General features: G+C 67.6%; 12 protein-coding genes. 6 read left to right on the forward strand and 6 right to left on the reverse strand.

Features of this window, described 5'->3' with window-relative positions; all coding sequences use genetic code 11:
- Window positions 1-39: 39 nt before the first annotated feature.
- Window positions 40-999, forward strand: coding sequence for an aldo/keto reductase (locus tag ABT313_RS11335; RefSeq protein ID WP_350851152.1), 960 nt, complete (start codon window positions 40-42; stop codon window positions 997-999).
- Window positions 1,000-1,074: 75 nt separating this feature from the next.
- Window positions 1,075-2,940, forward strand: a complete 1,866-nt coding sequence (locus ABT313_RS11340) for a glycoside hydrolase family 76 protein (protein ID WP_350851154.1) — start codon at window positions 1,075-1,077, stop codon at window positions 2,938-2,940.
- Here the strand turns inward: ABT313_RS11340 and ABT313_RS11345 are convergent.
- Window positions 2,937-3,950 (reverse strand): aldo/keto reductase, encoded by a 1,014-nt coding sequence (locus ABT313_RS11345; RefSeq protein WP_350851156.1) that lies wholly within the window; start codon window positions 3,948-3,950, stop codon window positions 2,937-2,939. The genes ABT313_RS11340 and ABT313_RS11345 overlap by 4 nt on opposite strands.
- A gap of 121 nt (window positions 3,951-4,071) precedes the next feature.
- Between ABT313_RS11345 and ABT313_RS11350 the strand changes: the two genes are divergently transcribed.
- On the forward strand, window positions 4,072-4,911 hold the full coding sequence (locus tag ABT313_RS11350) for a helix-turn-helix transcriptional regulator (protein ID WP_350851158.1): 840 nt from the start codon (window positions 4,072-4,074) through the stop codon (window positions 4,909-4,911).
- A 134-nt stretch (window positions 4,912-5,045) separates the two neighbouring features.
- Complete coding sequence (locus ABT313_RS11355) at window positions 5,046-7,064, forward strand: N-6 DNA methylase (RefSeq protein WP_350851160.1); 2,019 nt, start codon at window positions 5,046-5,048, stop codon at window positions 7,062-7,064.
- A 314-nt stretch (window positions 7,065-7,378) separates the two neighbouring features.
- Here the strand turns inward: ABT313_RS11355 and ABT313_RS11360 are convergent, their stop codons facing one another.
- Entirely contained in the window at window positions 7,379-7,948 is a 570-nt protein-coding gene (locus tag ABT313_RS11360) for a TetR/AcrR family transcriptional regulator (protein WP_350851162.1), read from the reverse strand.
- Window positions 7,949-8,020: 72 nt separating this feature from the next.
- Between ABT313_RS11360 and ABT313_RS11365 the strand changes: the two genes are divergently transcribed.
- Window positions 8,021-8,932, forward strand: a complete 912-nt coding sequence (locus tag ABT313_RS11365) for an aldo/keto reductase (RefSeq protein WP_350851164.1) — start codon at window positions 8,021-8,023, stop codon at window positions 8,930-8,932.
- Here the strand turns inward: ABT313_RS11365 and ABT313_RS11370 are convergent.
- Both ABT313_RS11370 and glnA read right to left on the reverse strand, forming a co-directional pair.
- A complete protein-coding gene (locus ABT313_RS11370; RefSeq protein ID WP_350851166.1) occupies window positions 8,922-10,610 on the reverse strand; it encodes a sialidase family protein in 1,689 nt (562 codons plus the stop codon). The genes ABT313_RS11365 and ABT313_RS11370 overlap by 11 nt on opposite strands.
- A 131-nt stretch (window positions 10,611-10,741) precedes the next feature.
- Window positions 10,742-12,166: a type I glutamate--ammonia ligase gene (glnA, locus tag ABT313_RS11375; RefSeq protein WP_350851168.1), complete on the reverse strand. Its 1,425-nt coding sequence runs from the start codon at window positions 12,164-12,166 to the stop codon at window positions 10,742-10,744.
- A gap of 190 nt (window positions 12,167-12,356) precedes the next feature.
- Between glnA and ABT313_RS11380 the strand changes: the two genes are divergently transcribed.
- Complete coding sequence (locus tag ABT313_RS11380) at window positions 12,357-12,812, forward strand: RDD family protein (RefSeq protein ID WP_350851169.1); 456 nt, start codon at window positions 12,357-12,359, stop codon at window positions 12,810-12,812.
- A 28-nt stretch (window positions 12,813-12,840) separates the two neighbouring features.
- Here the strand turns inward: ABT313_RS11380 and ABT313_RS11385 are convergent, their stop codons facing one another.
- Both ABT313_RS11385 and ABT313_RS11390 read right to left on the reverse strand, forming a co-directional pair.
- Window positions 12,841-14,133 (reverse strand): class I SAM-dependent methyltransferase, encoded by a 1,293-nt coding sequence (locus ABT313_RS11385; RefSeq protein ID WP_350851171.1) that lies wholly within the window; start codon window positions 14,131-14,133, stop codon window positions 12,841-12,843.
- 102 nt (window positions 14,134-14,235) lie between these two features.
- Window positions 14,236-14,931: a DUF4191 domain-containing protein gene (locus ABT313_RS11390; RefSeq protein WP_350851173.1), complete on the reverse strand. Its 696-nt coding sequence runs from the start codon at window positions 14,929-14,931 to the stop codon at window positions 14,236-14,238.
- Window positions 14,932-14,933 lie beyond the last annotated feature (2 nt).

Genomic DNA, 14,933 nt, shown 5'->3' on the forward strand with positions numbered 1-14,933 from the left:
GGTGGCTGGAAACGTTCCCGTTCTTGGTCGGAGGTTGCGATGATTCGGCGGTCGCTCGGTGTCGGTGGACCGGAGATCAGTGGGCTGGGGATGGGGTGCTGGGCGATCGGAGGACCCCATGCCCGGCAGGGGAGTCCGGTCGGTTGGGGTGTGATCGACGACGGCGAGTCGAAGCGAGCACTGCGGCGCGCGTACGAACTCGGCGTGACGTTCTTCGACACCGCCGACGTGTACGGCTGCGGGCACAGCGAGAAGCTGATCGCGGACGCGCTCGGTGGTGTCCGGGACGACATCGTGATCGCCTCCAAGGCCGGTTACACCTACGTCGAGGAGACCCGCGAGGCGCCGGGTGAGAACGGCGACCCCGACTACATCCGATGGGCCTGCGACGAGTCGCTCCGGCGGCTCGGTACGGACCGGATCGACCTGTACCAGTTCCACCTCGGCGGGTACGACCTGGCCAAGGCGGACGACGTCCTCGCGGTCTTCGAGGAGCTGGTTGCCGCGGGCAAGGTTCGGGCGATCGGGTGGAGCACGGACGACCCGGAGCGGGCCGCGCGGTTCGCGAAAAGCCCGCACTGCAAGGCGATCCAGCAACACTTCAACGTGTTCGGCGGGAACGCCGACGTCCTGGCGTTGTGCGAGGACAAGTGCCTCGCGAGCATCGTCCGCGGCCCGCTCGGGATGGGCCTGCTGACCGGGAAGTTCGACCAGGACAGCAGTCTGCCGGATGACGACGTACGGCACGGCTGGAACTTCCGCACCGGCGATCAGGCCGAGTCGCTGCGCCGTCTCGACGCGATCCGCGACATCCTCACCTCCGACGGCCGGACGCTCGCGCAGGGTGCGCTCGGCTGGCTGTGGGCGCGCAGCGAGGCGTTCGTCCCGATCCCGGGCTTCAAGACGGTCGCGCAGGTCGAGGAGAACGCCGGCGCGCTGCAGCACGGTCCGCTGACCCCGGCGCAACTGGATGAGATCGGCACGATCCTGGGCCATTGACATCGTTGTCTGGTACGACGACGATGTCTCCTCGGAAGCTCGGTGAAACGTTTCCAACCGCCCGAGGAGATGTTGATGAATCGTCCTGCCCGAATTCTGAGCGCCATGCTGGCCGGCGCGGCCCTGGTGGCCGCGGCGCTGGTGGCGCCGCCCGCCGCCACCGCGAACCCAGGGGCCGACGGCCCGACCGCCACCGCGCGGGCCCGGGTCGCGGCCGACGAGCTGATGAGCTCCTACGAGCCGAACAAGGCGTGGTTCCCCTCCAGCTGGTGGAATTCCGCGGTCGCGCTGCAGACCATCGGCGACTACATGCAACGCACCGGCGACCGCCGCTACCTGGCGCAGCTGGACAACACGTTCGAGAAGGACAAGGGAGCGTTCCCGGCCGGGTACCTGTCCGGCGACGAGCTGCTGGGCAACTTCACCAGCCGCGCGATCGACGACTCCGAGTGGTGGGGTCTGACCTGGGTCCAGGCGTACGACCTGACGAAGAACCCGAAATACCTCGACATGGCGGTCAAGATCGCGGAGTACGTCGAGGGGTACTGGGACCCGAGCTCGTGCGGCGGCGGAGTCTGGTGGAACGGCGAACGCACGTACAAGAACGCGGTCACCAACGGCCTCTGGATCCGCCTCACCGCGGAGCTGCACAACCGGATGCCGCACGACAAACGCTGGCTCGGCCGCGCGCAGGAGGGCTGGAACTGGTTCACCGCGAGCGGCATGATCAACTCCGCCGGCCTGGTCAACGACGGCCTGCGGGACGACTGCACGAGCAACGGCGACACGGTCTGGAGCTACAACCAGGGCCTCGCGATCGGTGCGGGTCTCGAGCTCTACCGGGCGACCCACGACGCCAAGATCCTCCCGACGGTACGGCGGCTCGCGGACGCGGCGATCGCTCCGGGCGGACTCGTGACCGACGGCGTCCTGACGGAGTACTGCGATGCGCCGGGCCGCACGTGTGACGACAACGGCAAGCAGTTCAAGGGCATCTTCATGCGCTACTGGATGGACCTCGCCGACACCACGCGCGACCCGCGCTACACGGCGTTCGTCGCGCAGCAGGCCGCCGGGGTCTGGGACAACGATCGCGACGCATCGGACCGGCTGGGGGAGCGGTGGTCCGGCGCCGAGCCGAACGTCTTCGACTGGCGTACTCAAGCCAGTGCGCTGAGCGCCCTGATCGCTGCCGTGCCCACCGTCCCGCCGGCGCGATCGTTGTCGGCGACAACCAACCCGGCGCTGCCCGTGGTGATGCCCGCGACCGGCAGTGCGACGCACGTGAAGGTTCAGGTCGATGTCCAGGCGACCGGCCCGACTCCGCTCCAGGTCGTCGTACGGCCGGCCGCCCCGGCCGGGTGGACGGTGACCCCCGCGAAGACCACTGTCACGCTTCGCCCGCACGGCATCGCTTCACCTGTGCAGGCGTCGGTTCCGCTCGATGTGACGATCCCGGCCGGCACCGCGGACGGCCTCCACTCGGTCACCGCGACCGCGTCGTCCGGGTCGCTGTCGTTCAGTACGCGGTCGGACATCCTGGTCGCGCACAACGTCGATTTCGACACCGGTACGGCGGCCGAGACCCCGTGGTTGTTCGACGCGGACGGTTCGCAGAGCAACGGCGTACAGAACCGGTTCGCCGACGGGCATTCGTACTTCGTCTACCGTTTCCCGTTCCCGGCCGACACCACCAGCGCGTCCGCGACGCTGACGATCGACAACGAGTTCGTCGTCCAGGTCAGCGGCGACGGGCAGACCTGGACCACGGTCGCGACCGAGACCAACCAGGAGCACGACGGGAACAACAAGGCAGCCCGCACGTTCGACCTCACGCCGTACCTCGGCGCGGACAAGGCCGGGTACGTGCGGGTGTCGGACTCCTTCCCCGACGACGGCTGGGGCGGTCGCGTCTACCACGTGACGGCCACTTACAACTAGGCAGCTGCCCGGTCGTTGATCGTCCGCCGGCGCAGCGACGCGTCGAGGACGGCCGGGGTGTCGTAGTCCATGTCGAGCCGGCCGACATCGGTGCCGGGCGGGACGATCTTGTCGATCTGGTCGAGGATGGCGTCATCGAGGGTGACGTCCATCCCGGCCAGGGCGTCGTCGAGGTGTGCCATGGTCCGCGGGCCGATGATCGCCGACGTGACGCCCGGGTGTGCGATGGCGAAGGCCATGGCCAGATGGGTCAGCTTGAGCCCGGCCGCGTCGGCGACCGGGACCAGCTGCTCCACGACCTCGAGCCGCCGCTCGTCGGTCATGTGCTTGAAGATCGCCGTACGCCGGAGATCGGCAGGCGCCCGCCCGGTCAGCTGACCCTGGGCGAGCGGGCTCCAGACCAGCGCACCCATGCCGTACTTCTGCACCATCGGCAGCACCTCGCGCTCGATCCCGCGATTGAGGATCGAGTACGGCGGCTGCTCGGTACGGAACCGCTCCAGGCCGCGGCGCTCCGCGACCCATTGCGCCTCGACGATCTCGCTGGCGGGTGTCGCCGACGAGCCGACGGCGCGGACCTTCCCGCTCCGGATCAGATCCGTTAGCGCGGACAGGGTCTCCTCGATATCGGTGTCCGGATCGGGCCGGTGCATCTGGAACACGTCGATGTAGTCGGTCTGCAGCCGGCGCAGCGAGTTCTCGACGGCGGTGATGATCCAGCGCCGCGAGTTGCCGCGCTGGTTCGGGTCGTCGCCCATCGGCAGGTGCGATTTGGTGGCGAGTACGACGTGCTCGCGGCGGCCCTTGAGCGCTGCGCCGACGATCTCCTCGGACTCGCCGTGGGAGTAGAAGTCCGCGGTGTCGACGAAGTTGATCCCGGCGTCGAGGGCCTTGTCGATCATCCGGAGCGACTCGTCGCGATCGTTGTTGCCGACGGCACCGAACATCATCGCGCCGAGGGCGTAGGGGCTGACCTTGATACCGGTCCGGCCGAGCGTGCGGTAGTGCATTCTTGATCCTCCTTGGGGTTGCTTCCACCTTGGCCGCGGCAACCGGCCCGGAGAAGGCCCACCTCATCCACGGACAGGTTGTCCCTGGATAGGCCTTGGGACGTCGCGGATGATGGAGAGCGTGATCGATCGTGACGGCCTGGCCGACTTCCTCCGCCGGCGCCGGGAGGTGCTGCACCCGGCCGACGTAGGTCTTCCCGACGGCGCCCGCCGCCGTACGCCGGGATTGCGCCGCGAGGAGGTTGCCCAGCTCGCCGGCATGTCGACGGACTACTACTCGCGGCTGGAGCAGTCCCGCGGGGCGAACCCGTCCGAGCCGATCATCGCCGGCCTGGCCCGTGCCCTCCGCTGTGACCTGATCGAGCGCGACCACCTGTACCACCTGGCCGGCTTCACGCCGCCACTGCGCCGAGCCGGCCGCCACATCCCGCCCGGCCTGCTCGCGCTGGTCAGCCGGCTGAAGGATATCCCGGTCGTGATCTGCACGGATCTCGACGAGGTCCTCTGGCAGAACGCGCTCGCGGACGTCGTCGTCAGTCCCCGAGTGGGGCAGAACCTGACCTGGCTCTGGTTCACCGATCCGGAGATCCGGCAGATCTTCCCCGCGGAGGATTGGGACGCCCACTCGGCGTTCCATGTGGCCGACCTGCGTGCGACGTACTCCCGCCGGATGGGGGACCGTGACGTCACCGACCTGGTCGACGCCCTCATCGAGCAGAGCGAGGAGTTCCGCACGCTGTGGTCCCACCACGACGTCGCCGTACACCTGCCCCGCAAACGCTTCGTGAACGCCGAGGTCGGCAACCTGGACCTGACCTGCGAAACCCTCTTCACCCCGGCCGCCGACCTCCGCGTTCGCGCCTTCCTCCCCATCGAAGGCACCGACGCCCGCGAGAAACTGGACCTCCTCCGAGTGATCGGCACCCAGAGCTTCGGGGAAGAAGCTCACCACAGCCGATAGAAGATGCCGGTGTTCGCTCCCGAGCGCTGCCGACAGGCTCGACCACCAGCTGGCCAGGTTGTTAGATGGGCTCAACATCTTGTTAACCCCCTTCACGCTTGACATGTGATGGGGGTTCACAAGATGCTTTCCCTGTGTCTCTCACCGACGACAACGAGCAGCTGGTCAGCCTGGCTGACGTCGCGCAGCTCGCGCGGGTTACCCGCCCGGCGGTCAGCAACTGGCGCAAGCGCCATCGGGACTTTCCGCCTCCGGTTAGAGAGACCGGTGCGGTCAGCCTGTTTCGTCTGGTCGACATCGAAGGTTGGTTGAGCCGACATGGGAAGGTTCGCGAGCAGCCAACGGCTCGCCAGGAGGTCTGGCGGGTTCTGAACGTGGTCCGTGGTCGCACTACGGTGACGCGCTCGGTCGAGGTCTGCCTTTGGGTGCTTGGCATGTACGTTCTCAATGGCTGGGTGGATCGCAGCAATCGACTCGTTCCCGAGATCGCCCGGCGTGATGAGCCGACCGAGATGGTGACATCGGCTGCACGGGTCGTCGGCGAACATCTCGTCGGCGCGCCACTCGTGTTCGACCCTGTCGACCTGGTCGAGGCAGGTCCTGTTGTCGCGGAGATTCCGAGACTGGTGCGGGAGTACGGCACTGTCGAGGTTTGTGAAGCCCTTGTTGCGGAGGCGTCAGAGCGCCAGGGGAAGGCTGGTGGCACGGCTGTCACGCCGATGGGTATCGCGCAACTCATGGCGGCGCTGGCTGAGCCGATCACTGGGCTGATGTACGACCCGGCATGCGGATGGGGCAATGTGCTCGTCGGTCTCGCCCAGCAGCGTCCGGATGACGGCCAGTGCTTTCTGGCGGGGGATGACATCGATCCGACCGCCTGGGTGATCACTGCTGTGCGGCTGCTGATCCACAACGCCAGAGGACGTATCAACCAAACCGACGCGGATTCCGTCGTTGAGAGCATGCACGCCGACCGAGTCTTCGCTGACCCGCCGTTCGGACGTGCGGCGGGCGAGTGGGAGTGGATTGACCGATCCATCCATCACCTGAATCCCAGCGGCCGGGCCTTCCATCTGTCGCCAATGGGACTGCTGTTCCGCGGCGGTCGAGATGCCGCCACGCGTCGACGGCTCGTTAGCGCAGGCTCTGTCGAAGCGGTGATCGCCCTTCCTCCCGGTCTGTTGTCCGGTACCGGCCTCCCGGTGGCGCTGTGGGTTCTTCGCCGTCCGACCGTGACGCCGGACAGATCGAAAGTGCTCCTCATCGATGGGCGGGCACTTGGCTCCCAGAATCGTTCGCAACGCGAGCTGGGGGCATCCGATATCCAGTCGGTCGCCGATTGCTACCGTGCTTGGACCACCGGCGCTGCGTTGCCTGAGGCAAGCAACCTGAAGGCTGTCGTCGTGCCGATGGACGAACTGAGGCGAAGCGACGCGAGGTTGGACCCCGGTTTCTGGCTGGCCAATGCAGCAACCCCAGATGAGCATGTCTCTCGGATCCGCGCCGCCACCGAACGGTTGCGTGGCACCTCCGAACGACTGCCGACCGTGACGAACATAGATCAGCTCGAGGTCGGCGCATCCGACTCCGTCCTGGTTCGCGATCTCGTGGATGTCGTGCGTGGTGTTCGGGTGCCTCCGGACATCTTGGGTCGTGGTTCGGCTCCGCTGCTGAGGGCACGGGATCTGCGACCGGACTGGAGCATCAAGGCGTCGACGTTGGTCGATCCACGAGATCTGGAGCAGGACGCGGCTCTCACGCGCCCAGGTGACGTTCTTGTCTTCGCGGACCGTGAGCAGGTTCGTGCAGGCGTCGACTTGACCGGAGGAGCGATAGTCAGCTCCCCGCTCCAGCGGTTTCGGCTCCGTGCGGGTTCCTTGGACAGCGCTCTGGTTCTGGCTGCTCTGCTGACTGGAAACCCGACGTCCGGAGCGGTCGCGCTGAGCTACGCGGACATCCGTGACATCACCGTCAGTTGGCCGGAGTATGGAAGGCACACTGGAATCGCTGAGATGCTGCGATTGCTGGCGGCGCAGCGAGAAGCCACACGACAGGCGTTGGGAGCGGCCGACGAGGTACTTGCCAGTGTCGTCGCAGCATTGGCCGCCGGTATGCAGCCTGCGAGTGGACCTACTGAGACGGACGGCAGATGACATCGCGACGCCGTGGTCTGACCAGCGATCCTCGTACCGTCGTAGGCCTGATCTTCCGGGTTGTCGACGAGCCACGCAGGGCACTCTGTGCCATCGCGATCTCAGCCCCGGTGATAGGTGCGCTGCTGCAGGTCGGTGGCCTGGAGCCGGTGAACGGGATTCCGACGACCTGGCTGGGCGGCGTGGGTGGACTGTCAATCGCGACCGTGCTGACCTTGTTTCGCTGCCGGCAGACGCGAAGGCTCCGAAAGGTCAAGGCTCATGACGGCGGGTCAGAGCGTTCTTGATCGGGGCGTCGGCACGCAGAGTTTCGCCTAGCGGGGGCGGAGGCCGTCCACGAGTAGGTCGAGTAAGCGCGCGGCCTGGTCGTGTTGCTGGTCGGGGGCTGCGGCGATGACTGCGCCGGCCATCGCCGCGACGACATCGTCGGCTGGTACGTCGGAACGCAGGGTGCCGGCGCCAACCCCCGCGTCGAGAAAGTGGGCGATGGCTGTGGCGAGGCGGGATCGAGTGTCCGACTGCGTTACCGCGCCCGACGCGACGATGGCGCGGAGGCTGACGCCCATTGCTCGCTTGGAGTCGACGAAGTCAAGGTAGCGGTGCATCCAGGCCAGCAGGGCCTCGTCGGCGGGGCCGGCGATCGCCAGCTCAGCTGCGGCGTCGCAGAGCCGGCCAAGCTCCTGGTGGTAGACCGCCGTGAGCAGTGCCTCCCGGGTGGGGAAGTGCCGGTACAGCGTGGCCACTCCGACCCTCGCCCGCGCCGCGACCCGGTCGAGCGACAGGTTGACGGGTTCGCCCGCGCGAACAGCGACGGCGAGCTCGCCCAGCTCGTCGACGGCGGCCGCGACCACCTGCTCGCGTTTCCGCGCAGCGTCAGCTCGCATAAGTGGAGAAACCTCCAGTTAGTGTTACGGTAATTGGAGAAACCTCCACTTACTCTACCTGGGGACACCGCTATGACCTCGCAACGACCAGGCGGCACCGTCACGCTCGGGCAGCACGAGATCGCCCGGATCGGGTACGGCGCGATGCAGCTCGAGAAGCTGGACACGACGGCAGCAGGCGCCGTACTGCGTCGCGCCGTCGAGCTCGGCGTCAACCACGTCGACACCGCGTCCTTCTACGGCGCCACCACCGTCAACCAGCGGATCCGCGCCGCCCTGCACCCGTACGCCGACGACCTCGTCATCGTCAGCAAGGTCGGTGCCAGGCATCTCGACGAGCCGGTGCGCGCGCGTCTCGGCGACCGCGAGGTCGAGGTGCACCTGACCCTGGCCCAACGCCCCGAGCAGTTGCGCGAGCAGGTCCACCTCGATCTCACGTCGCTCGGCCTGGACCGGGTCCCGGTCGTGAACCTCCGTCGCGCCGACCGCGGCCCCGGCCTCGTTGCCGAAGGCGACCAGGTGGTTCCACTCGACGACCAGCTCGCCGAACTGATTGCCCTACGCAACGAAGGCCTGATCGGCGCGATCGGCCTCAGCAACATCAGCACCGAGCAACTGAAACAGGCCCTCCCGGCCGGCATCGTCTGCGTCCAGAACGCCTACAGCCTCCTCGACCGCTCGTCGGAGGAGCAGCTCCAACTCTGCGCGACCAACAACATCACCTGGATCCCGTACTTCCCCCTCGGCTCAGCCTTCGACCAGATCCCATCCCCGACCGAGCACCCCGCCGTACAAGCCGTCGCCACCCGCCTCAACACCACACCGGCAGCGGTCTGCCTCGCCTGGATCCTCGCCCACGCTCCAAACACCGCCCTCATCCCCGGCACCCGCACCATCCCCCACCTCGAAGCCAACCTCCGCACCACCGACGTCGAGCTCGGCGAGGACGACCTCGCCGAGCTCGACTCCGTCGTCAGCGCCTGAGCTGGATGCTCTGGGTGTAGGCGTCCTGGTTCGGGGTGTTCACGCCGGGCCGGCCGCGGAAGTCGGTCCAGCACGGGTGGATCCGGAGGTCATTGCCGATGGCGACCGCTGAGTAGTCTCCGATGAACACGCCCTGCACCTCGGTACCGTCCGGGTTGACGGCGAGGAACTGGACCTGCGGGTTCTGCGAGGCGGTGGTGATCCGTTGGGTGCCGGCCCGGCTGAGCGACTGGGTGCCGGAAGCGGACCAGTACGCGTAGTCGAGATTGATCCCGTTGCGGTCGTAGTGCCTCGTGTACGACGCGATCGCGACCTTGCCGTCGCGTGCCGCGACCGCGCTGAAGAACTCGTCCTGCGGCGTACCGATGACCAGCGGCCGGGACCAGCTCTTGCCGTTGCCGGACGAGGACACGACGTTGTCGCCGTTGGTCTTGACGGAAGCGCCCGTGGTCGCGTCGTACAGGCCGTTGCGGTCGTCGGACCAGACCACGGTCAGCTTCCCGGTCACCCGGTCGTAGGCCAGTTGCGGATAGCTGTTCAGCCGGAAGTTCTCGCCGGTGAGCGTGTCCGGGAAGTCGTAGTTCGTGTCGACGATCGCGTGCCGGAACGAGCGCCCGTGATCGGTCGAGGTGGCAACCACCGTGGCGTCCCGGTCGTCGGCGCCGTCACACGCGGCCGTCGCGCAGACCGAGGCCTCGTACGCGACGTACAGCTGCCCGTCGTTGCCGACCTGCGGGTTGGAGCCCTGATCGTACGGCGTGATGCCGCCGCGGAAGCCGTTCAGCGACGGCGGAATCCGGACCGGTGCCCCGAAGTGCGCGCCGAAGTCGACGCTGGCCGACAGCATGATCGGCGACTCGAGGTAGTTGTCGTCGGTGTCGTAGGTGAACTTGGTCCAGCTCACGTACACCCGGCCGTTCGACGGGTCGGCGGCCAGCCACGGCTTGTCGTTGAAGATGTGCGTCACGGCCGGCGTGCCGTCGGAGTTCACCCCATCCATCGCGATGACCCGCGGACCGCTCCAGTGCAGTCCGCCGTCGTGCGACACGTTGACGACGATCGCGGTCGCGTCCTGCCCGCCGAGCGGCGCCGACCGGCTGAAGACGATGCTGGCGAAGTACACCGTGTTGTTCGGTCCGAAGGCGACCACCGGGTCGCCCGATCCGTCCATCCAGCTGAAGGCCCCGGTGCCGACCGCGGCGATGGTCAGCCCCGGAATCATCACATTGGTCCAGGTCCGGCCGCCGTTGAACGACGTGTACGCGAAACTCGAGCTGTCGTTGCGGTTCTCGCGCGCGTTGAACAGCCGGTAGTCGTTCGCGCCGGCGACGATGTTGTTCGGATTGCGCGGGTTGACCGCGATCGTGGTCTCGTTCTGCGCGGCGCTACAGCCGGCCTGCGAGCCCACCGGAACCACGGTGTCGCCGACGATCTGGTCGACGTTCGGCGCCGGATTCCCGTACGGATTCGGATGGCCGAGATACGACTGACACAGCGCAGACTGCGCCGGGTCGTCCGGGTCGGGCTCCTCTTCCTCTGCCAGCACCTCCTTGAGCAACGGGTTGTGGACGGTGACGGCGTCCGAGGCGGCGGTGGCGGGCGTAGCTACCAGTGCGAGCGACCCGATCAGGCTGACAACACCCAGGATCGCCGACCGGCGCATGGTTGACTGCCTCACTGTGTTCCCCCTTCCCTGCCCCCGAGGGATGACACAGCGCATTCTGCGCCTCACGGGGAGTCCGGTCCAGGGCAGAGAAAAACCCCGTCCGGACCGGCCGGACAGGGTTTCTCAGTTAGGTCTCAGACAACTCAGACGTCGTAGTACAGCTCGAACTCGTGCGGGTGCGGGCGGAGCTGGATCGGGGCGATTTCGGATTCGCGCTTGAGGTCGATCCAGGTTTCGATCAGGTCGGAGGTGAAGACGTCGCCTTCGAGGAGGAAGGCGTGGTCGGCCTCGAGGGAGTCGATCACGGCCGGGAGCGAGGTCGGGACCTGCGGGATGCCCGCGTGCTCCTCCGGGGGCAGCTCGTAGAGGTCCTTGTCGACCGGGTCGGCCGGCTCGATCTTGTTGCGGATGCCGTCCAGGCCGGCCAGCAGCTGGGCCGAGAAGGCCAGGTACGGGTTCGCCGACGGGTCGGGGCAGCGGAACTCGATCCGCTTCGCCTTCGGGTTCGACCCGGTGATCGGGATCCGGATGCAGGCCGAGCGGTTGCGCTGCGAGTAGACCAGGTTGACCGGCGCCTCGAAGCCCGGGACCAGGCGGTGGTAGGAGTTCACCGTCGGGTTGGTGAAGGCCAGCAGCGACGGGGCGTGCTTGAGCAGGCCGCCGATGTACCAGCGGGCGATGTCGGACAGGCCGCCGTACCCGGACTCGTCGTAGAACAGTGCGTCACCGTTGGAGAACAGCGACTGGTGGACGTGCATACCCGAGCCGTTGTCGCCGAAGATCGGCTTCGGCATGAAGGTCGCGGTCTTGCCGGCCGCCCACGCGGTGTTCTTGACGATGTACTTGAACTTCATCAGGTTGTCGGCGGTCTTCAGCAGCTCGTCGAAGCGGAAGTTGATCTCCGCCTGACCCGCGGTGCCGACCTCGTGGTGCGCCCGCTCGACGACCAGACCGGCCTTCTCCAGCGCCAGGGTGATGTCGTCGCGCAGCTCGCCGAAGTGATCGGTCGGCGCGACCGGGAAGTAGCCGCCCTTGTAGCGGACCTTGTAGCCGCGGTTGCCGCCGTCCTCGACCCGGCCGGTGTTCCAGGCGCCGGCGACCGAGTCGATCGCGTAGTACCCGGTGTTGGCCTTGGTCTCGAACCGGACGTCGTCGAAGACGTAGAACTCGGCCTCCGGCGCGAAGAACGCGGTGTCCGCGATCCCGGTCGACTTCAGGTACTCCTGCGCCTTCCGGGCGATGTTGCGCGGGTCACGCGAGTACGCCTCGCCGGTGAGCGGGTCGTGCACGAAGAAGTTGATGGCCAGCGTCTTCGTCCCGCGGAACGTGTCGAGGAAGGCCGTGGTCGGGTCGGGCAGCAGCTTCATGTCCGATTCGTGGATCTGCTGGAACCCGCGTACCGACGAACCGTCGAACATCAGGCCCTCTTCGAAGACCTCGGGCCCGAACGACGACACCGGGACGGTGAAGTGCTGCATGATGCCCGGCAGGTCGGAGAACCGGACATCGATGATCTCGATGCCCTCGTCCTTGACGTAGGCGAGCAGCTCCTCAGCGCTGGAAAACATACGTACTCCTAGGGTGGCTCAGAGATTGCATCTGAACGTAGGGCCCGCCGGTTTCTCCGTCGTGACCCTGATGTTTCGCGGATGTTACGCCCAGCGTGTCCGCGCTGACCCACTGGTGTACGGCGATTACGCCCTGAGATCTTACGATCCGCCGCAGGCGGCCCCGGGGCTGTTCCGTAGGCTAGTCATCATGGCATCGTCGGCGCAGCCGGGCACAGGACCCACCGAAGAATTCCGATTTCCGGGGAGCCGGCTGGGTCTGCCCGAGGAGGGCCCCGGCTCGGTGGCCGGCTGGGGACGGCGGCTGCTGGCCCTGCTGATCGACTGGCTGATCGCCGGCCTGATCGCGTCGGTCGTGGTCGGCAAGCCGATGTGGGCGGGCGGTAACGACTCCAGCACGTCACACCTGGCCATCTTCTTCCTGGTGACCGCGATCCTGACCGGCCTGGCCGGCGGCACCATCGGTCACCGGATCTGCGGGCTGCGGGTGCTGAACCTGAAGAACAAGGACGTCCCGCAGGTCGGGCTGCTCGGGGGAGTGATCAGGTCGTTCCTGATCTGCCTGCTGATCCCGGCGGTCATCTTCGACCGGGACCACCGCGGCCTGCACGACCTGGCCGCGAAGACGGTCGTCGTACGGCGCTAGACAGGTCAGCTCGAGGTCAGCTACGGGGTCAGCGACGGGTCAGCCGCAGCTGTACGTCGTCGAGGTACCCGGTGCGGAAGCCCGCCTCGGAGTACGCGAGGTAGAACTCCCACATCCGCCCGAACGTGTCGTCGAACCCGAGCGCGGAGATCTCCGGCCAGCGCTCGATGAAGCGGTTCCGCCAGATCCGCAGCGTGCGCGCATAATCCGCGCCGAGGTGGCGCACGACGTCGGCCCGCAGGCCGGTGTGCTGGGCGGTGACGTCCTCGATCACCTTGATCGACGGGATCAGGCCGCCCGGGAAGATGTACTTCTGCACCCAGGTGAACGTGTTCCGGGTCGCCAGCATCCGTTCGTGCGGCATCACGATCGCCTGGACGACGGCGACGCCGCCCGGCGCGAGCCGCCGCTCGATCGCCTCGAAGTACACCGGCCAGTACTTCTCGCCGACCGCCTCGATCATCTCCACGCTCAGTACGGCGTCGAACTCGCCGATCTGGTCGCGGTAGTCACGCAGCGCGACCTGCACCCGGTCGCCGACGCCCGCATCCGCGATCCGGCGCTGGGCCAGCAACGCCTGCTGCGAGGCGATCGTGATCGCCGTCACCCACGCGCCCCGCTGGGCGGCCCGGATCGCGAGACTCGCCCAGCCGCACCCGATGTCGAGGACGCGCGACCCGGAGACCACCCCGGCCGCGTCGAGGATCGAGTCGAGCTTGCGCAGCTGGGCGTCGGTCAGTTCGTCGTACGACGCCGTGGCCAGGTCGGTGTGAGCCGCGTCACCGAAGTACGCAGCCGAATAGGTCAGCGTCGGATCGAGGAACTCCGAGAACATCGCGTTGCTCAGGTCGTAGTGCCGGCTGACGTTCTCGCGCGCGCCGGCCCGGTCGTTCTCCTGCTCACCCGGCTGGGAGCGGGTCACCAGCCAGCGCAGCGACTGCGCCCACTTCGGCAGCAGGTGCCGGGTCTCGTCGTTGCTGAACCGCTCCGCGAACGGGACCAGCAGATCGGCCAGGTCGGTGCCCGGCTCCGGATCCCAGTCGCCGGCCAGGTACGCCTCGCCGAACCCGGACCCGGCGTCGTGCCCGAGCCGGTCCAGGAACGGCAACGTCCGGTGCACCCGCATCGCGGGGCCGCCGAGTCCGTACGAGCGGTTGCTGTCGAGGTGGATCGTCGCGGGCAGGTCTTTGGCGATCAGCTTGATCGCGGTCGCCGCGCCGTACCTCCGGACCGGATTCGAGCGCGGCCGCGCCAGGCTCGGCCACGTCTCGGCCACCGGTTGGTGCACACGTCGGCGCACTGGCGGCATCAGATCCGTCATGTCAGCTGTTCCCCTGTTAATCCGTCCTGGTCGCACCCTAAGGGCTCCCAGCCTCCCCACGGCGCATGTCTGAACAGATCAACTGTCGAGCATGCCGCTTGGTTACCGTCCCCGCATCGCCTGGCGGGCGCCCTTCAGGCTGCTCGGCACCGGCCCCTTCGGCATCGGCACCTGCGGACGGACCGCGTCCAGCGCCTTCAGCCGCTGCAGCAGATCGGTGATCTCGGACGGCTGCAGCACCGCCGGCAGCTTCATCACGTGCTTGGTCAGCTTGCGGATGTCGATCTCGTCCTCGCCCTGACCGGCGATGATCTGCGTCACCGGCGCGCCCCCGGCGACCCGGTTGTGCTTCTTCGCCTCCGCCGCGAGCAGGTTCTTCACCCGGCTCGGCTGGCCCTCGCCGACCAGGACGATGCCCGGCCGGCCGACGACGCGGTGCACGATGTCGGCGTTCTTGGTGACCGCGACCGCGGGCGTCACGTTCCAGCCGCGGCGCAGGGTCTGCAGCGCGGACGCGGCCGCACCGGCCTGTCCCTCGATCTGGCTGTACGCCGCCTTCTCGACCTTGCGGCCGAACACCAGCGTCGCGGCCAGGAAGCCGAGCGCCACGCCGAGCGGGATCCAGATCAGCAGCGGACCGACCAGGAAACCGCCGAGCACGGCCAGCGCGACGATGCCGAGGAAGATCCCGGCGAGCACCAGCCCGACCGTCGGGTCGGACTTCTGCGTCAGCTTGTACGCCGAAACGATCTGCTTGAGCCGGCTGGTCTTTTCTTCGGGCGCGTCGTTCTTGGCCATCT

Source organism: Kribbella sp. NPDC000426 (assembly GCF_040300265.1).
In the GTDB taxonomy this organism is placed as follows: domain Bacteria; phylum Actinomycetota; class Actinomycetes; order Propionibacteriales; family Kribbellaceae; genus Kribbella.